Origin of the sequence: Streptomyces marianii (assembly GCF_005795905.1) — a bacterium.
Taxonomy (GTDB): Bacteria; Actinomycetota; Actinomycetes; order Streptomycetales; family Streptomycetaceae; genus Streptomyces; species Streptomyces marianii.
Map to the genome: position 1 here is coordinate 7949737 of NZ_VAWE01000001.1, position 17356 is coordinate 7967092.

A 17356-nucleotide genomic window follows, 5' to 3' on the forward strand; every position below is an offset into this window, starting at 1 on the left:
GACGGCGGCCGTGTGCGCGCTCAGGCGCGCGGTTCGTCGTGTTCGTGGGCCTGTGCGGCGATGACCGCCGCCTGGACGCGGCGCTCCACGCCGAGCTTCGACAGCAGTCGTGAGATGTGGTTCTTGACGGTCTTCTCCGAGAGGTAGAGCCGCTTGCCGATCTGGCGGTTCGTCAGGCCCTCGCCGATCAGGTCGAGCACGTCGCGTTCCCGCGTCGAGAGGGCCGCGAGGCGTTCGTCCTCGGCCGGCTGCGCGGTCTCCGGGTCCCGCAGCGAGTGCATCAGCCGCGCCGTGGTGGAGGGATCGAGCATCGACTGCCCCGTCGCCACCGTCCGCACGGCGGAGATCAGGTCGGACCCCTTGATCTGCTTGAGGACATAGCCCGAGGCCCCCGCCATGATCGCGTCGAGCAGGGCGTCCTCGTCGTCGAAGGACGTCAGCATCAGACATGCGAGCTCCGGCATGCGGGAGCGCAGCTCCCGGCAGACCGTGACGCCGTCGCCGTCGGGCAGCCGTACGTCCAGGACCGCGACGTGGGGGCGCAGCGCAGGCCCCCGGGCCAGGGCCTGTTCGGCGTTCGCCGCCTCGCCGACGACCTCTATGCCGGGTTCGGCGTCGAGCATGTCGTGCAGCCCGCGCCGGACGACCTCGTGGTCGTCGAGGAGGAACACCCTGATGGGCGATTCCTCGGAGTAGACCGGTGCCTCGGACATCTCAGCCCTCCAGGTGTGTCGTCCCACCTGATCACGTCCGCTCGGGAGAGCACGGCAACCGGGCCGGACGCTCGTCGGCGGCCCCCCTTCCCCGTCCCCTCCCCGGGTACACCGTCCAGCGTCCCCCGGTGCACCGTCTTCCCGTACGCGGTCCGCGCCGCCCCGACCTGCGGGCAGGCCGCGTGGGCACGGCGCTCCGTCGGCCGCACGGGCACGGCGCACGGGCACCCGGTCGGGCCGCCCGGAGCGGCCCCTCCGGGCCGACGACGCCGGCGCGTAGTTCCGCGGCTCACGAGTGACACGGCCGTACGGCCGCCGCCGGTGTCCACTCGTGGACGAGTTCCCGCTCCACACGGTCGGCCAGGGACTCGACCATGGCCGCGAGCGTCGGCGACAGGCCGGTTCCGAGCGAGGAGTCGGCTCCCTGCACCGCGTACACCACCAGCCGGCCGGGCAGCCTGCCGAGCAGGCGGGACAGCTCCAGGGCCTCGTTCAGTACGCGATCGTGCGGCTCTCCGTGCGCGGGCAGTGAGAGCCCGTCCGCATCGAACTCCCGGCGGACCACCCTGCCGGGCTCGCCGGGATACGCGTGTGCGCTGGTCACCACCACCGCCAGGGCCACGTCGTGCCACAGACCCACCAGCCGCGCGGGCTCCCCGTTGCTGGTCTCCAGGTCGACCTCCGGGGGGAGGGGCCGCTCCAAGGCGCGTTCGCGGAGCGCGTCGACGACGGCCCAGCCCACTCCCTCGTCCCGCCGGGAGTCGCTGCCCAGTCCGATGAGCGCGATGCGTGTACGGAGATCCATGGCGTGTCTCCTGTCGTGCTCCCACCACGCTGGCGTGCGCGCGCGGCGGCGCGCATGGGCCGAACGGCCCAATTGGCGGGACCACCTCGCCCCGGCCGGTGCACCTCGGCCGGGCGCGGGGCGGCGGCCCCGAACCTGGCACGGGGCCGCCGGAGCGTCGCCCGTGCCCGGCGATGCGGTGCCTGCCGCCTCCTCCGGCTCCCACGGCAGGCCGCCGCTGTCGCCGTTCTCGTACCGTCCGGTCGTCCGGGGCATTGGGCTCGTCCGTGCCGCCGGCCCCGGTCGTCCTGCTCTCCGTGCCCGCTTCAGTTGGCCAGCAGCGACTCCAGGACCGCCTCGTCCGGCGGGTTGACCCCGGCCCGGTTCATGGAGACGCAGTCCGGGTCCAGACGCAGCCGCGCCAGTTCCCGGCCGGACACGCCCCAGGCGTGCCAGGACCGTGGCTCCCAGGCCAGCTGAGGGGGGGTGTACCAGCCGTCGCCGAGGCCGGAGAGGATCGGCTGGGCCTCGTCGAGACCGGGGCCGATCCGGTACACCAGTCCGCCGAAGACCGAGGCGAACACCTGTCCGCGCTGCACGGTCAGCTCGCCGTAGCTCGGCAGCCTCCCCGACCTCAGCACCGTTCGGGTCTTCAGGTCCATGGCGAACCACATGCCCGCCAGCCGCTTGTAGACCCCGTACAGCACTCCGTCCAGCACCTCGATGTGCTGCAGGCTCGCGTATCCCTCGAACGGCGCGACCTCCCACAGCACCTTGCGGCGCCGCAGGTCGAAGGCGACGATCGTCGCGCTCGGCCGGGTCGGGGTCACGCTTCCGCCGCCCCAGGTGTCCCCGGCGAGATACGCGATCCGGGTGCCCAGGCGGTCGTCCAGGGCCAGGGACATCACGCTCTGGTCCGTGATCACGTCCTGGTGCACCGTCAGCCGCCGTCTCGCCCGGTCCGCCAGGGTCAGCGCACCCTTGAGCCGGCCGGCCGGCGGGGCGGACGCGATGAGGAACTGGTCCGTCGCCCGCTCGTACACCATGTCCGTCGGGCGCTGCTGATCGTTGTCGATGAACCCGAGCGAACGGATGCTGCCGCGGTCCGGGTCGAGCTCCAGCACCTCCGTGCTCGGATAGAGCGCCGCGTAGACGCGGTCGCAGGCCGTGCGCAGCTGTTTCGGCTCGCCGGACACCGGGATCCGCCGGCTCGTGCCCTGGGCGGGCCGGTGGGTCGTGATGGAGAAGTGCCCGCCGACGTGCACCGCCCCACGCGTGCCCATGGTGATGGACTGCACGGGGTCCGGGCCCGCCATGGCCGTGTCGATCAGTTCCACCGTGGTGGACCCCCCGCCTGCCGGGTCCAGCCACCACAGCCGGCCGCTGCCCGCGCCGCCCAGCAGCCTGCCGTCCGGGAGCGGGAAGAGCGCCCGGTGCTCGTCGAGCGGCGTGGGCGCGGCGACCGGCACGAGGGCGTCGCCGTCGCGCCGGTAGACCGTTCCCGTCGGGCGGCCGACGCAGTAGACCGTGCCGTCGCCGGTCGACGTGATCGCGTCGACGAGACGCTCCGCGGCCGGTATCGGGATGACCCGCGCGTCGCTCCCGTCGGGTGCCAAATCCACGACGGACCTGCCGAACCCGCCGACCACCCGTCCGCCCGCGGCGAGCAGACACGCGGCTCCGCCGTACGGCGTCGGGGTGATGGAACGCTTCGCGCCCGTGGCACGGTCGTACGCGACGATGTGGCCGAGCGGAAGCGTGCCGGCGTAGACGTAGCGGTCGTCGGCGGCGATCGCGCGCACGTACTGCTCGCCCGGCATCGCGATGCCCAGGTTGCGCAGCACACCGGTCGACGGCGAGTACTCCCAGACCTCGCCGCGCGGATACGTGCCCGCGTAGACCGTCCCGTCCGGAGCCGTCGTCAGGCACCAGACGAAACCGCCCGAAGGCCCTATCGTGCCGAGCTGCGCCACCGATCCGGTCGCCGGATCGAAGCGGTACAGGTCCGGGACGGGGTAGGTGCCCACGTACACCTGTCCGCCGGAGACCGTCGCAGCCCAGCCGCCCTCGCCGCGCGAGAGCCGTACCGTCCTCGTGAGCTTCCCCGACGCCAGGTCGATCTCTCCCAGCAGCGGCGGGTTCTGGCCGCGTGCCACCACGTAGGCGTGACCGCCGAGAACGGTCATGCCGACGATCGCCGCGGTGTACGTCGCTATGCCGTACGTCGAGACCGCCGGACCCGAACAGCGGCCGGCCGTGCCGGTCGAGGCCGCTCTGCTCTCCGCGCCCGGGGCGCCCGGCGCACCCGTGCCGTCGGCCGTGCGGGCCTGAGCCGTGGCCGGGGCGAGCACGGGACCCACCACGGACGCCGCGACGAGCCCGGCTCCGGCATGCAGTAACCGCCTGCGTTCCATGCGAGCCTCCCAGGGGATGCGGACCGTTCCCTAGAGGATGACCAGCGGCTTCTCCGGAAACACCTTGCCACGAGCGGTTTCTGATGCAGTTTCAGCCACTCGCCGGAAAGCGGGGCGGATGGGGCGGGTTGTCGGCAATGGGATGGAGGGTGGACGAGGGGCAGGGGTGCCGGCTCGGCACACCCCCCCCCGCATGCCCCATCCGTCGCCGCGCGCCCGGTGTCGTCACCGTCCGTGACGACGTTCGCGGCGCGCCGAGGGGAGGCCGCGGCCGAGAGGCATCCTCGCCGCGGACGCCCGGACGCCCGGACGCCCGGACGCCCGGACGCCCGGGCGCCCGGACGACGCGGCCCGCGGCCCGTGACACGCACCACGGCCGCCGCCGGCGCCGGGCAGGAGGGTCCCCCGTGCGCCGGGTTGTGACAGGCCCTGCCGTGCGGGGGCGGGGTGTCGCCGAGCCGGGGGCGGTACCCGGGCCGTCCGTCGGGACGGACTCGTGCCTCCGTTCGTCGGCGGGCGTCGGACCCGGCGCGGCGGCGGTGGCGTCGCGGTGCTCGACGGCGGCGGTGGGACGGTGGGCGGCGGGGTGACCGGATCCGGCCTCCGGGCCCCGGACAGTGAGTCCCGGCGTTTCCCGCCCGCGCACGTCTCTTCCGGATTCCTGGAACGCGTTCTACTCTGTGCCGCCGCAGGGACGCACGCCGGCACGAGACGCCTGGAGGGACCCGTGCACCTGGAATACACGCAGGGACAGCAGCAGTTGCGCGCCGAGCTGCGTGCCTACTTCGACGGGCTCGTCCCCGGCAACGCCTACGCCCGCTACGGGGAACCCGCCGCGCAGAAGCGCTTCTACCGGGAGACGATCCGCCGCCTCGGCACCGACGGGTGGCTCGGCGTCGGCTGGCCGGAGGAGTACGGCGGGCGCGGGCTGACGCCGATGGAACAGTTCATCTTCTTCGACGAGGCGGCGCAGGCGGGCGTACCGCTGCCGCTCATGGCACTCAACACGGTCGGTCCGACGATCATGCAGTACGGCACCGACGAGCAGAAGGCGTACTTCCTGCCGCGGATCCTCTCCGGCGAGATCGACTTCGCCATCGGCTACAGCGAGCCGGGCGCGGGCACCGATCTCGCCTCGCTCACGACCCGTGCCGTGCGCGAGGGCGACACCTACGTCGTCAACGGCCAGAAGATCTGGACCACGAACGGCGACACGGCGGACTGGGTGTGGCTCGCCGTCCGGACCGACCCGGACGCGCCGCCGCACAAGGGAATCACCATGCTGCTCGTGCCGACGTCCGACCCGGGCTACTCCTGCACGATCATCAACACGCTCGCCTCGCACGACACCACCGCCAGCTACTACGAGGACGTCCGGGTGCCCGTCTCCCGCCGGGTGGGCGAGGAGAACAAGGGGTGGCGGCTGATCACCAATCAACTCAATCACGAGCGCGTCACCCTGGCAGCCCACGGCACCATGGCCATCCGTGCCCTCCACGACGTCCAGCGCTGGGCGGCCGCGACCAAGCTCGCCGACGGGAGGCGTGTCATCGACCTCGGCTGGGTGCGGGGGCGCCTTGCCCGCACGCACGTCCGGCTCGATGCGATGAAGCTGCTCAACTGGCAGATGGTCGGCGCCGTCCAGGACGGCTCGCTCACCCCGCAGGACGCCTCGGCCGTGAAGGTGTACGGGTCGGAGGCCCGCCGTGACGCCTATGCGTGGCTGATGGAGGTCGTCGGGGCGGCCGGCCCGCTCAAGGAGGGCTCGGCCGGGGCCGTCCTCCACGGTTCGCTGGAGCGCGGCTACCGTTCCGCCGTGATCTTCACCTTCGGTGGTGGCAACAACGAGATCCAGCGCGAGATCATCTCCTGGATCGGACTCGGGATGCCACGAGTCAGGCGCTGACCGAACTCCAGCCCGCCCTCGCCGTACGGCGGATCGCGGGGCCGGGTCGTCGCGGAGCCCTTCACCCGGGTGGCGAACACCCACCCTCGGGGCAGGCCCTGCTCATCGGCGGTGATCAGGTGCACCCGGCGGGTGCCGTCCTCCAGCCGCTCCACCCGCGTGACGGCCAGGCCGTCCAGGTCGAGCAGCAACGTCGTGCGGCGACGCGGCCGTCCGGGTGGGGGCGAATCCTTGAGGCGCACGGCGCGGCGGCGTACGGTGAGAAACGGAGTACACCGTGTTTTCGATCTGGTGATGTCATGCGCGCTATCACCGTACGCGGGAGCGGAAGACCCGGTATGCGGATCAGCGAAGTGCCAGATCCGCGCCCCCTGGAGGACGAAGTCCTGGTGTCGGGACTGGAATTGGGAATCTGCGGGACGGATCGCGAAATCTGCTCCGGACTCTTCGGCACACCGCCCCCCGGACGATCCTGGTTCGTCCTCGGCCACGAGGGCTTGGGCCGGGTGAGTCGGGCGCCCTCCTCGGCCCATCCCCTGCGCGAGGGAACCCTGGTGATCGGGGTGGTACGACGGCCGGACCCCGAGCCGTGCGCGGCCTGCTCCGCCGGAGAGGCCCACGGGTGCCTCAACGGCCGCTACACCGAGACGGGCATCACCTCGCTCGACGGCTACGGCAGCGAGCTGTGGACGGCCCGGCCCGAGCATCTCGTCCCCGTCGCCGAGAACCTGCGGGACGTGGGCATCCTGATCGAACCGGCCAGTGTGGTGGCGAAGGCGTGGGAGACGATCGCCCAGCTGGAAGCCGGGTTCTGGAGCGCATCCGAGCGTGTGCTCGTGACGGGCGCCGGGCCCATCGGTCTGCTCGCGGCGCTGTTCGCCCGGCAGCGGGAACGGGAGACCCACGTCTTCGACCGCGACGGCGGGCTCCGGGCGGCTCTCGTGAGGGACCTGGGAGCCCATTTCCATTCCGGCCGTGCCGACGAGGTGGCACGCCGGGTCCGACCCGCCGTCGTGGTCGAGACCACCGCGGCCCCGGAGGTGATCTCCGGCGTCTCCCGGGGGCTCGCGCCCCACGGTGTCCTGTGCCTGCTCGGCATCGCCGCCGACGACGGCGTGGCCGCGCCGGTGTCCAGCCGGTCCACGGTCCTCGGCAACCAGTCCGTCTTCGGTTCGGTCAGCGCGGGGCCGCGGCACTTCCAGCAGGCCCAGGACGCCCTGCTCGCCGCCCCGGTGAACTGGCTGCCTCGGTTCGTGACGAGACGCCTTCCTCTGGAGGAGGCCGAGTACGCCGTCCGCCACCACCCGGAGGACGTGAAGGTCTCCGTCGTGCTCGGCGACGCCTGAACCGATCCGACCCTCCCACGCCAGGAGGCATCCATGACGCAGCCCCCGTACATCCGGATACCCGGGGCCACCGGGGTGCACCATCTGGGGCTGACCGTCCCGGACCTGTCGTCCGCCGTCGCCTTCTTCACCGAGGTCCTGGGAGCCGAGGTGCTGTACCGCCTGGGAACCGTCTCGGACCCCGACGGCTCGTGGATGTCCGACCACCTCAACGTGCACGAGCACGCGGCCATGGAGATCGCCATGCTCCGGTTCGGACCGGCCACCAACATCGAACTCTTCGAGTACCGGGCCCCCGACCAGCGACGCCGCCATCCGAGGAACAGCGACTGGGGAGGTCATCACCTGGCCGTGTGGACGGAGGACTTCGATGCCTCGTTCGCCTACCTCGAACGGCAGCAAGGGGTGGTGCCGTTGGGGGAGTCCGACGTCGTCGACGGGGGACCCATCGCCGGTACCCGCTGGATCTACTTCTCGACGCCGGTGGGCCTGTACCTCGAACTCGTCTCCGCGCCGACCGGACTGGCCTATGAGGAGGACACCCCTGCCCGTCTGTTCCGGCCCGAGAAGCCTGAGACGTCTGCGGGGAAGGTCCCGTGAGCGCCGTCTGGGGTCCCGGGACCCCTCCCGTCGTGGTCGCGGACCAGGACGAGTACCGGGCCGACGTCGCCGTCGTGGGGTCGGGAGCCGGCGGGGCGACGACCGCCTGGGCCTTGGCCGACAGCGGGGCGCGTGTCCTCGTCCTGGAGCGCGGCGACTTCCTCCCGCACGAGCCGGAGAACTGGGAGCCGGAGGCCGTCCTCGGGCAGCGGCGGTACGACACGACCGAGACCTGGAGCACTCCCTCGGGAGAACGCTTCCGGCCCATGGCCTACTACAACGTGGGGGGAGCAACGAAGATCTACGGCGCGGCGCTGATCCGGATGCGCGAGAGCGACTTCGGCGTCGTCGAACACCTGGACGGTATGTCACCGGCGTGGCCCTTCGCGTACGCCGATCTGGAGCCCTACTACGGGGAAGCCGAGCGGCTCTTCAAGGTGCACGGGCGGAGCGGTGTCGACCCGACGGAGCCGCCCCGGAGCACTCCGTTCGCGTATCCGCCCGTGGCGCACGAGCCCATGGTCGCGGAACTGTCCGCCGCGCTGGAGCGAGGGGGACTGCATCCGCACCACCTCGAACTCGGGATACAGCGCGGACCGGGCGAGCCCTGTGTGCGCTGCGGCACGTGCGACTGCTTCCCCTGCCTCGTCAGCGCGAAGAGCGACGCCGAAGTCGTGGCCATGCGGCCCGCCCTGCGGAGTGACACGGTCCGGCTCCTGACCGGGACGCGCGCCACACGTCTGCACACGGACCCCACGGGGAGGCGCGTCACCGGGATCAGCGCTGTGCGCGCCGGACGCACGGTGCGAGTCCGGGCCGGCGTGGTCGTCGTGTCGTGCGGGGCCGTCAACAGCGCTGTGCTGCTTCTGCGGTCTCCCGCCGGGGCCGGGGACCACACCGTCGCCAACAGCAGCGGGCTCGTCGGACGCAACCTCATGTTCCACAACAACAGCGTGGTCCTCGCCGTCGACCCCCGCCGCAGGAACACCGTGCGCTACCAGAAGACGCTGGCGGTGAACGACTTCTACCGCGGTGGACCGGGATTCCCCTACCCGATGGGCAATCTGCAGCTCATGGGGAAGGTCTATCCACCGGCCGTGGCGGGCCTCTACCCTTACGTGCCCGGTCCCGTCCTGGCCTGGCTGCTGCGGCGCAGCGTGGACTGGTGGGTCATGTCGGAGGACCTGCCGGACCCGGGCAACCGGGTCGTACTCCGCGGAGGCAGGATCGTCGTCGACCGGCGGGCGAGGAACATCCGCGCGCACCACCGGCTGGTGTCGACGGTGCGGTCCCACATGCGCGACGCCGGGTATCCGCTGACCTCGTTCCGCACCATGGGCCCCGCGGCCACCGGGCACCAATGCGGCACAGTCGTCGCGGGGACGGATCCCCGTACCTCGGTCCTCGACGGGTACTGCCGCAGCCACGACGTGCGGAACCTGTTCGTGGTGGATGCCGGGTTCTTCCCTTCGTCCGCGGCGGTCAACCCCACCTTGACGATCGTGGCTCAGGCCCTGCGCACGGCCCGGCAAGGCGGCCTTCTGCCCGCCTGACCGATCCGACATCGGCGAGGGGCCGACAGACGGGAGGGACACCGATGGCCTCCCCCGCGTCCCACCGGACGTCCGACTGCCACCAGGTGGTCTGAGACGGGTCGTGCTGGTCTCCGGGTCGGCCGCCATGGGGGGCCTGTTCGGCTACGACAGTTCGGTCGTCAACGGCGCCGTGGAGGCGATCCAGAGCCGGTACGACATCGGTCCCGGTCCGCTCGGCCAGGTCGTCGCCGCCGCTCTCGTCGGCTGTGCCGTCGGGGCGTCGACCGTCGGCAGGCCGGCCGACCGGTTCGGACGCGTCCGCTGCATGCGTATGGCCGGCCTCCTCTTCGCCGTCAGCGCCGTGGGGGCCGCCCTTCCCTTCGCCTGTGACCTGGTGGTCGGAGCGGATGCCGACCTGGCCGGCGAAGAGGATCTCGCCGCCTTCGGCCTGCTCCTTCGCGCGGATCTTGGGCCAGGTCTCCTGGTGCCAGCTCCGGACGGCCTCGGGGTCGGCGATCGGCCGGTCCGAGGTGTTGGTGGCGAAGCAGGTCAGCCGCATGCCGTCCGCGTCCGTGATCCTCAACTGGGCCCCGGGGTGCGGCTTCTCCTTGCGGACGATCAGCCGCGTGCCCGTGGGCCGGCCGTCCAGCAGGCCCCCGCAGCCTGAAGACGCCGAGCGCGCGGGTGCCCTTGCGGGTCCCGAGCCGTTCGCGGTGTCCGCGCAGCGGCTTCGCGAGATGCCCTGCGGTCGCCCTGCGGACATCGACCTCCTCGGCGAACCACTGCGCGGCGCGTCCCGCGAGATCGTGTCCTGAGGGACGACGGGAACCGGCAAGACGACCGCCGGGGAACTCACTGCCGGCTGCGGAGCTCGTCGAGCTTCTTCCCCAGGGCATTCATCTCCGCGATCAGGCGGTCGCGCGACTTCTCCTGCGCCCTGTCCCCCCGCTCCTCGAACGCCTCGCTGAAGTGCGGCGCGAGCTGGGTCCACCAGCCGTAGTCCAGCATCGCCCACGCCTGCGGGCACAGCGGGGCCCGGGACTCCGGCAGGTACCCCGCGCCGACCAGCGGCCCGTGGTACTTCTTCGGGTCGCTCCCCTCGAGGTAGCAGAGGAAGGTGAACACCCGCTGCTGCGTGACGGGATGATCGCTGGACAGCCCTTCCAGTGTCAGCTCGCCCTCCTCGCGGGCGAGCTCGTCGAAGAGGATCGCGGCGGCGACCGAGGGGCCCGGTCCGACCTCGTTGACCGTGTAGAACGAGGCGAACCCGTCGGCGGCGTCCTCCTCGAGTCCGAGGTTCGCGAGCAGCAGCTGCCGCTGAAGGGCATGGCCCATCTCGTGGCCGAAGACGAACTGGGTCGACAGCGCGGTGAGGTCGTCGGCGTTCCACTCGGTCCGGGGGAACAGGGCGGGGCGCTCGACGGTCCTGACCACCTTGCCGAGGACCCCCTCGATCCGGGTCAGGAAGGGAGGGGGCACGAAGATCGTCCGGCCGTCCGGCTGGGTGACCGCGTCCGTGACCCCTGGCGGGACCCTGTCGGTGACCTTCACGGCCAGGTCGTGCGGCAGGGCGACCGACTCGGTCACCCAGTCGGCGAGCTGTTCGAGCACACGGGACTCACGGACAACCGCCACGGCTCGCCGGTCCTTCGGCTTGATCGTGTCGTCCTCGTAGACGACCGTGACCTTGCCGTTCCCGCCGGCCGTCCCGCCTTCGCCGCCGCACGAGGCGACGGCGAGGGCGGCGACGAGCAGCGCGGCCGCGAGCGCAGCCCTCGACACGGCGCCGTGTCCGCTCCCTCCGGGCCCCTCCTGCCGCCGCTGGTCCTTCCGGCAGGGGTCCCGGGGCGGTCCCTCGCCCACTCGCGGTCCCCGGGCCGGGTCCCGGGGCCGGAGGAGGGAGGCGAGCACGGCGAGCCGGTACGGCCGGCGGGGACGCGGATGTGCCGGTGACGACGGCCGGGCGAGGGAGGAGGGGCTCATGGCTGACATGCGGAACATGATCGGCGGCCCCTTCCGCACAATCGGTGATCTGCGGAGGATTTAGCCCGTTCGGTGGGGGCGGCTGTGACCGTACTCCCCGCGCGGCGCCGCGCACTGCTCGGGGTCTGCGCCTACTGCTCGGGGCCCTCCTTCTGCCCACGCACCCAGGACCGGTACGCCTCCATCGCCGTCGGCAGGGTGGGGAAGATCCGGTCCTCGCCGACCGACGCGGTCAGTCCGTAGGCGTCCAGCTCCGCACGCAGGTCCTGCTTGACGCGAGCGAGGGCGAAGACGATGCCGCGGCCGGTCAGTTCCTCGCGCACGGCGTCGACGGAGTCGAGGGCGGTGATGTCGACCGCCACGTTCGCCTCGGTGTTGAGCACGAACCACCGCACAGGGCAGTCCTGTTCGTCCACGGCGGCCAGGGCCCGGCGGCGGAAGTCCTCCGCGTTGGCGAAGAACAGCGGTGAGTCGTAGCGGTACACCAGCAGGCCGGGGACGACCCGCGCCTCGGGGTAGTCGTCCACGTCGTGCATGCCCGCCAGCCCCGGCACCAGGCCCTGGACGGCGTCGTGCGGGCGCGCGACCCGGCTCAGCAGCTCGGCCACCGACAGGGCCACGGCCAGCAGCACGCCGTACAGGATGCCCAGGAGGAGCACCCCGGTGAGGCAGCCGAGGGCGAGCAGCAGCTCCCGGCGGCGGAAGGACGCCAGACGCCGGTATCCGGCCAGGTCGATCATCCGGACCGCCGCGTAGACGACCAGCGCTCCCAGCACGGCCGTCGGTGTGCTGCGGAGCAGCGGACTGAGGAACAGCAGCACGGCCACCACCGCGGCACCGGCGACGAGCCCGTACACCTGGGTGCGTGCGCCTGTGGACCGGGCGAGAGCGGTCCGGCTCGCGCTGCTGCTCACCGGGAACCCCCGCAGCACGGCGGCGCCGAGGTTCGCCGCGCCCAGGGCCAGCAGCTCCTGGTTGGGGTCCAGGCGCGGTCCGTCGTCGTCCGTGACGAAGGCGCGTGCCGTGAGAATGAAGTCGGTGTAGCCGACGAGCAGCACCCCGACGGCCGGCAGCAGCAGCCTGGGGACCTCGCCGAGGTCCGGCAGGGCGAACCCCGGCAGACCGGCGGGGATGTCCCCGACCACCGCGATCCCGCGGGCCTCCAGCCCGAACGCCGCCACGGCGGCCGTCCCGAGCGCCACCACCAGCAGCGGACCGGGAAAGGCGCGGGGCAGCAGCAGCGCCGAGAAGAGCAGAAGCAGGGCCACGGCACCGAGGGCGACCGTCCCCGGATGTGCCTCGGACAGGTGTGACAGGAAGGACCCGAGCTGCTGGAAGAAGCCCTGCCCTTCCGTCGGCACACCCGTCAGCTCGGTCAGCTGACCGACCACCATGATCAGCGCCACGCCGGTGAGATAGCCGACCAGGACGGGCCGTGACAGCAGATCCGCGACGAACCCCAGCCGGGCCGCCCACGCCACGAGGCACATCAGTCCGACGGCGACGGCCAGAGCGGAGGCCAGGACGGCGTACCGCACGGGGTCGCCCCCGGCGAGCGGCGCGACGACCGCCGCCGTCATCAGCGCGGTCGTCGACTCGGGACCGACCGACAGCAGCCGGGACGAGCCGAGCAGTGCGTACAGGGCGAGGCTCGGAAGCATCGCCCACAGCCCCACGACCGGCGGCAGGCCCGCGACGCTCGCGTACGCCATGACCTGGGGCACGAGGTAGGCGGCGACGGTGACCCCGGCGAGCAGGTCACCGCGCAGCCAGTCCCGCCGGTACGCACCGAGCACCGCGAGGCCGGGAACCGCGCGGTGGAGGCCGCCGCCCGGTGCGGCGGTCCGGTCAGCCACGGGCCGACGCGGCGCAGGAGGGGCGAGCGAGGACGAGCGCGCCCCGGCGGCCGGAAAGGGGCACCGGCTGACGGTCCCCGTCGGACCGGCGGGCCTCGTGTCCGGCCGCGGGATCCGTTCGCCAGCGCCGCTGACCGTGGTCCTGACCCATGGCGGCCTCCTTCTCCGGACACGTTCCGCACACGATGCCGTACCGGCGTCTGCGGCCCGCCCCGCGCCGACGGCCCGGGGAGGACGGGACGGAGTACCGTACCGAGCCGGGTCAGCCTACTGCGGGGGAACGACGATGACCGGGCAGCCCGCACGGTGCAGAAGCCCGTGCACCACCCGTCCGATTCTGAGCCCGGCGCCGGCCCGGCGGGGCGACCGGCCCACGACGACGGCGACCGCCGAGGTGGAAGCCCTCACCAGTTCCTCCACCGGGTCACCGCTCAGTACCTCCTCGGCGACCGCCACGCCCGGATACCTCTCCGACCAGCCGGTCACGGTCCCGGCGAGCATCTCGCGCTGACTCTCTCCCGCCCGCTTCCGGCGAGTGAACGGCAGCACGGGCGGCTCGCTCACGAAGACCGCGTCGAGAGCGACGCCGCGGACGGCCGCCTCACCGAAGGCGAACCCGAGGGCGGCGGCGGACGGAGAGCGGGCGTCGACTCCGACCACCAGGCGCGGCCGCCGGGACCGCCCGGCCGACGGTTCGCGTACCACGACGACGGGACACCCGGCCCGGGCGGTGAGGGGCACGACGACCGAACCGGTGCTGATCACTTCCTCCAGGCGGTTGAGGTCCCGGGAGCCGACCACGACCGACTGCGCGTGACGGGATCCGGCGGTCAGCGCGGCGACCGGACTTCCGTCGTACACCTCCATGACCAGATCCGGGAGCGCGTACTCGTCAGCGGCCCAAGCGGCGGCGGATTCGAGTATCCGCCCGGCCTGCGTGCGCAAGGAAACGCGCTGCGGTTCGGCGTCGACGTGCCGGGTGTCCGCCAGCCAGGGCACGGCCACCACGAGTCTCAGCGGCAGGCCCCTGAGCGCGGCTTCCTCCGCCGCCCAGGAGACCGCTCCGCGCGACTGGCCCCGGGGGTCCAGACCGGCGATCACCTCGGGGCTTCCGGTCACATCGCTTCCGGCCGCGCGGTTCCTGTCCCCGTCGTTCCCGGCTCGGGCGCCCATGGCTCCCCTTTCGACGTCCGGGGCCGCGCCCCCGCGGGCTCCGGACCTCCTCGCGCGGCCCCGGTTCTGCCCGGTCCGGGCCCTTCGCGGTCCCCGCCTCGCGCCGGCCGGCCCAGGCCGAGCCCTTCGCGGCCCCACCCCGGGTCAGGTCCCCGGACGGCCGGACCACCGCGGTTCGACGACGGTCCACTCCGCTTCCCATGTCTCCAGTGTCCGCCGCTCGAGCCGGCGGGCGCGGATGGTGAAGACGCCCAGGGAAGCGGCCGAGAGGGCGCTGAACACCGACACGCCGGCCAGCGCCGTAGCCATGATCACATCCGCCTGCGTACGGGGACTCCTCGTGACCCCGCCGTCGCCGTCGACCCAGATCCGGACGGGACTTCCCGCCGGGGTCCCGAGCGGCACCTCCACGACGCCCTTGTGCCGGGCCTTCCCCGGGCCCCTCCAGGTGGCTTCGGCGCGCGCCGCGTCGGCGAGCCCGGAGCCGCTCTCGCTCGTCCTCGCCGCCGCGCGCGTCACGGTGGTCGCCGTGATCTGCTGTCGCTGCTGCCGGTCGTCCAGCGCACGTCGGTGCTCGGCGTTCCAGGTCCCCCACGCGGCCACGGCGGCGAGTACGAGTGCCGCCACCACGGCGAGTGCGCATTCCGTCACCAGACGGCTGTGTGCGCGGTCGGCGGGGCGGACGAGCGGTCCCGTGTCCCGGCCGGTGGCGCGGAGCAGATGCCGCCACAGACTGTGCCTCGACGTTCCTTGCCGCCGGGGCTCGGAGAGATCATGTGCCATGACGGGCCTCCCTGCTGAACCGCCCGTGGCTCGCGAATCCGGCGTGATGGTCGCGCTGATCCCCACTCTCCGGCCTCCGCCCGGGCGCCGCGTAGGGGCGACCGTCCCCCTCCCCGGGCCGGTCGGCCCTTCCGGGGGCCGTTCGGACTCTGCCGTCGCCGCTTCCGGAGGGGGAGGCTGAGTCCGTGCGGGCATCGCGGTCGCGTCTTTCCATCGTCATGCCTTGCCCGTCGTCGCGCCGCCCCGAGGAGGCCGCCGATGCCGCAGCATGTGACCGCCGGTCTGGACGGATCGGCCGAGAGCGCCGCCGCGGCGGAGTGGGCGGCCCGTGAAGCCCTGCTGCGGGAGGTCTCCTTGCGCCTGGTGCTGGTGGCGGACCCGCCTGATCCACCACGGCGCGGCCCGGACGAGGGGGACGCCGTCGACGATGTGCTGGCCGGCACCGCGCGAGCCCTGCAGGGCAGGCACCCGGGACTGGAGGTCCGCACGCAACGGCTGTCCGGGCGGCCCCCGGCCGTGCTGGCCCGCGAAGCGGCCACGTCCGAGCTCGTGGTGCTCGGTTCCCGCGGTCTGGGGAGCGTCAGGGGCTTTCTCCTCGGGTCCGTCGCGATGGCGACGATCATCGGGACGGACCGGCCGGTCGTCCTCGTACGGCCGGGGCACGAGCCTCGCACGCAGGCGTACGCGGAGGAGCGGGCGTACGCGGAGGGCCCGCCCTCCGCGGAGCCGCATGCCAAGGGCGGGCCGCGCCCGGCCCGGTCCGGCGCCGTGGCCGGTACCGCCGGCCCGGTGGTCGTCGGTGTGGACGTCCACGACGCGTGCGAACCGGTACTGGACTTCGCCTTCGCCGAGGCGGCCCTGCGCGGTGGGCGTCTCCGGGCGGTGCACTCCTGGTCCCTCCCGCCGTTCGGGCGGGACGCGTTGGCCCTCGACATGGCTCTGCAGGAGATGCGGCCGGACGTCGTCCGGCAACTCAGGAACGTCCTCGCCCCCTGGCGGCAGAAGTACCCGTCGGTCGACGTCGTCGAACTCACGCCGGTGGGCGGGGTCTCCGAGCAGTTGCTGCACGCCGCCGACGGTGCCGCTCTGGTGGTCGTGGGGCGGCGCATCCGCACGGGGCGCGTCGGGGCCCATGTCGGGCCCGTGACCCATGCAGTGATCCACCACTGCGGCGCTCCGGTGGCCGTCGTCGCTCATGCCTGACGCACGGTCCGGACCCTGACGCACGGTCCGGACCGTGACGCACGGCCCGGCGCGACCTGGCCTACGCCGTCTCCAGCACGTCCTCGACGTCGCGGCGCGGAGTCGCCGGGCCCTCGGGGCCGTACCCGAGCCGGATCACCATCTGCACATGCCCCATGGAGGACACGGGATCGCGCAGCGCCCAGCGCAGTTCGCGCCACTCCAGCGCCTGGGAGGTCAGCGAGGTGACCAGACCGTCCAAGGTGGCCTGGAGCAGCACGCGTTCCAGTGCCTGTCCGGCCCTGAGCCAGTCGAGGGGCCCGTCGTGGGGTGTGCCCAGCAGGGCGAGCCGGGGCCGCTTCTCGAACGTGGCGCTGCCGCGGCCGGCCAGAGCCCGTCCGGCTGCGAAGTCCCTTACCGGGGCGGTGACATCGTGCTGCCGGGGGCCGAAGGCGTGCACGGGGATGCCCTCCCCGGCCGACGCGCCGCCAGGAGTGCCCGTCCAGCGCAGCAGTTCCTCCCGTGCCTCCGGGTCGAGCGACTCGCGGCTCTCGGCGTCGTGCACCAGGTGCAGGACCTCGTCCACGTGCCAGGCGCCGGGTATGTGCAGCCGCGCGCCCTCCAGCCGTGCCGCGGCGCGCAGTCCGTCCAGAACCCCGCTGGGGACGTCCTCGTCGGTGAACGGGAAACGACTGGTGTGCCGCCGGTGAATCGCCGGGTGGAGCGCGGCGAGGTCGTCGTCCCGGCGCACCGGACGGTCCAGCCGGACCTCGGCCAGGAGCCACGGTTCGTCGGCGTCGGGGAGCAGCACCGCGTCCGGAGCCCTTCCCGCGTGCGCGGCCGCCACCCGCAGATTGAACAGCGCGGCGCCGCACCCGAGGTGCAGGGCGCGCCCCTGCGGGTCGGAACTCGGCATGGCCCGTTCCGGGTCCCCGTAGAGCCGGATCGTGCCGCGCCCCGCGTCGTACCGGAATCTCCACGGCTGGGCGTTGTGCATGGACGGGGCCGCCGTCGCGTCCCGGACGAGGGAGGTGACGACGGCCGTCGCGAGGGGTTCTGCGGTCATGGGACTCTCCAGGGC

General features: G+C 73.0%; 14 protein-coding genes and 2 pseudogenes. 6 read left to right on the top strand and 10 right to left on the bottom strand.

Annotation, left to right across the window (positions count from 1 at the left end):
* Positions 1-20: 20 nt before the first annotated feature.
* From FEF34_RS35865 to FEF34_RS35875, 3 genes are all read right to left on the bottom strand, one after another.
* The gene (locus FEF34_RS35865; protein WP_138056885.1) at positions 21-713 is read right to left on the bottom strand and encodes a response regulator; all 693 of its coding nucleotides are present in this window, start codon (positions 711-713) and stop codon (positions 21-23) included.
* 289 nt (positions 714-1002) lie between these two features.
* The gene (locus FEF34_RS35870) at positions 1003-1518 is read right to left on the bottom strand and encodes a hydrogenase maturation protease (RefSeq protein ID WP_138056886.1); all 516 of its coding nucleotides are present in this window, start codon (positions 1516-1518) and stop codon (positions 1003-1005) included.
* Between the two features lie 305 nt (positions 1519-1823).
* A complete protein-coding gene (locus FEF34_RS35875; RefSeq protein WP_138056887.1) occupies positions 1824-3911 on the bottom strand; it encodes a PQQ-binding-like beta-propeller repeat protein in 2088 nt (695 codons plus the stop codon).
* A gap of 727 nt (positions 3912-4638) precedes the next feature.
* On the opposite strand from FEF34_RS35875, the gene FEF34_RS35880 reads away from it, so the two are divergent.
* Positions 4639-5817, top strand: coding sequence for an acyl-CoA dehydrogenase family protein (locus FEF34_RS35880; protein ID WP_138056888.1), 1179 nt, complete (start codon positions 4639-4641; stop codon positions 5815-5817).
* On the opposite strand, the gene FEF34_RS35885 is transcribed toward FEF34_RS35880, so the two are convergent.
* Positions 5715-6059 carry a hypothetical protein gene (locus tag FEF34_RS35885; RefSeq protein ID WP_138056889.1) on the bottom strand — a complete coding sequence of 115 codons (345 nt, stop codon included), beginning with the start codon at positions 6057-6059 and terminating at the stop codon, positions 5715-5717. The two genes, FEF34_RS35880 and FEF34_RS35885, sit on opposite strands and share 103 nt — an antisense overlap.
* A 57-nt stretch (positions 6060-6116) precedes the next feature.
* Between FEF34_RS35885 and FEF34_RS35890 the strand changes: the two genes are divergently transcribed.
* The 4 genes and pseudogenes from FEF34_RS35890 to FEF34_RS35905 all read left to right on the top strand — a co-directional run.
* Positions 6117-7163, top strand: a complete 1047-nt coding sequence (locus FEF34_RS35890; RefSeq protein ID WP_138056890.1) for an alcohol dehydrogenase catalytic domain-containing protein — start codon at positions 6117-6119, stop codon at positions 7161-7163.
* A 33-nt stretch (positions 7164-7196) separates the two neighbouring features.
* Positions 7197-7763, top strand: coding sequence for a VOC family protein (locus FEF34_RS35895; protein WP_138056891.1), 567 nt, complete (start codon positions 7197-7199; stop codon positions 7761-7763).
* Entirely contained in the window at positions 7760-9316 is a 1557-nt protein-coding gene (locus tag FEF34_RS35900; RefSeq protein ID WP_138056892.1) for a GMC oxidoreductase, read from the top strand. Before FEF34_RS35895 ends, FEF34_RS35900 begins: the two co-directional genes overlap by 4 nt.
* 118 nt (positions 9317-9434) lie before the next feature.
* Positions 9435-9686: pseudogene (locus tag FEF34_RS35905) on the top strand (MFS transporter); the annotation flags it as partial.
* A 114-nt stretch (positions 9687-9800) separates the two neighbouring features.
* On the opposite strand, the pseudogene FEF34_RS44385 reads toward FEF34_RS35905, so the two are convergent.
* The 5 genes and pseudogenes from FEF34_RS44385 to FEF34_RS35935 all read right to left on the bottom strand — a co-directional run.
* Positions 9801-9953 (bottom strand): annotated as a pseudogene (locus FEF34_RS44385) (IS1380 family transposase); the annotation flags it as partial.
* 197 nt (positions 9954-10150) lie between these two features.
* On the bottom strand, positions 10151-11080 hold the full coding sequence (locus tag FEF34_RS35920) for a DUF4344 domain-containing metallopeptidase (RefSeq protein ID WP_234042715.1): 930 nt from the start codon (positions 11078-11080) through the stop codon (positions 10151-10153).
* A 332-nt stretch (positions 11081-11412) separates the two neighbouring features.
* Positions 11413-13137 (bottom strand): SulP family inorganic anion transporter, encoded by a 1725-nt coding sequence (locus FEF34_RS35925; RefSeq protein ID WP_138056893.1) that lies wholly within the window; start codon positions 13135-13137, stop codon positions 11413-11415.
* 267 nt (positions 13138-13404) lie between these two features.
* Positions 13405-14310 carry a universal stress protein gene (locus FEF34_RS35930; RefSeq protein ID WP_138056894.1) on the bottom strand — a complete coding sequence of 302 codons (906 nt, stop codon included), beginning with the start codon at positions 14308-14310 and terminating at the stop codon, positions 13405-13407.
* A gap of 144 nt (positions 14311-14454) precedes the next feature.
* The gene (locus FEF34_RS35935) at positions 14455-15093 is read right to left on the bottom strand and encodes an Rv1733c family protein (RefSeq protein WP_138056895.1); all 639 of its coding nucleotides are present in this window, start codon (positions 15091-15093) and stop codon (positions 14455-14457) included.
* A 258-nt stretch (positions 15094-15351) separates the two neighbouring features.
* Here FEF34_RS35935 and FEF34_RS35940 point away from each other — a divergent pair, with 258 nt between their 5' ends.
* Positions 15352-16296, top strand: a complete 945-nt coding sequence (locus FEF34_RS35940) for a universal stress protein (RefSeq protein WP_138056896.1) — start codon at positions 15352-15354, stop codon at positions 16294-16296.
* A gap of 61 nt (positions 16297-16357) precedes the next feature.
* On the opposite strand, the gene FEF34_RS35945 is transcribed toward FEF34_RS35940, so the two are convergent.
* The gene (locus FEF34_RS35945; protein ID WP_138056897.1) at positions 16358-17341 is read right to left on the bottom strand and encodes an Acg family FMN-binding oxidoreductase; all 984 of its coding nucleotides are present in this window, start codon (positions 17339-17341) and stop codon (positions 16358-16360) included.
* Positions 17342-17356: the final 15 nt, after the last annotated feature.

Coding starts and splice junctions, on each gene's coding strand:
- FEF34_RS35865 (WP_138056885.1), bottom strand. CDS start 713: ATGTCCGAGGCACCGGTCTACTCCGAGGAATCGCCCATCAGGGTGTTC.
- FEF34_RS35870 (WP_138056886.1), bottom strand. CDS start 1,518: ATGGATCTCCGTACACGCATCGCGCTCATCGGACTGGGCAGCGACTCC.
- FEF34_RS35875 (WP_138056887.1), bottom strand. CDS start 3,911: ATGGAACGCAGGCGGTTACTGCATGCCGGAGCCGGGCTCGTCGCGGCG.
- FEF34_RS35890 (WP_138056890.1), top strand. CDS start 6,117: ATGCGCGCTATCACCGTACGCGGGAGCGGAAGACCCGGTATGCGGATC.
- FEF34_RS35895 (WP_138056891.1), top strand. CDS start 7,197: ATGACGCAGCCCCCGTACATCCGGATACCCGGGGCCACCGGGGTGCAC.
- FEF34_RS35930 (WP_138056894.1), bottom strand. CDS start 14,310: ATGGGCGCCCGAGCCGGGAACGACGGGGACAGGAACCGCGCGGCCGGA.
- FEF34_RS35935 (WP_138056895.1), bottom strand. CDS start 15,093: ATGGCACATGATCTCTCCGAGCCCCGGCGGCAAGGAACGTCGAGGCAC.
- FEF34_RS35940 (WP_138056896.1), top strand. CDS start 15,352: ATGCCGCAGCATGTGACCGCCGGTCTGGACGGATCGGCCGAGAGCGCC.
- FEF34_RS35945 (WP_138056897.1), bottom strand. CDS start 17,341: ATGACCGCAGAACCCCTCGCGACGGCCGTCGTCACCTCCCTCGTCCGG.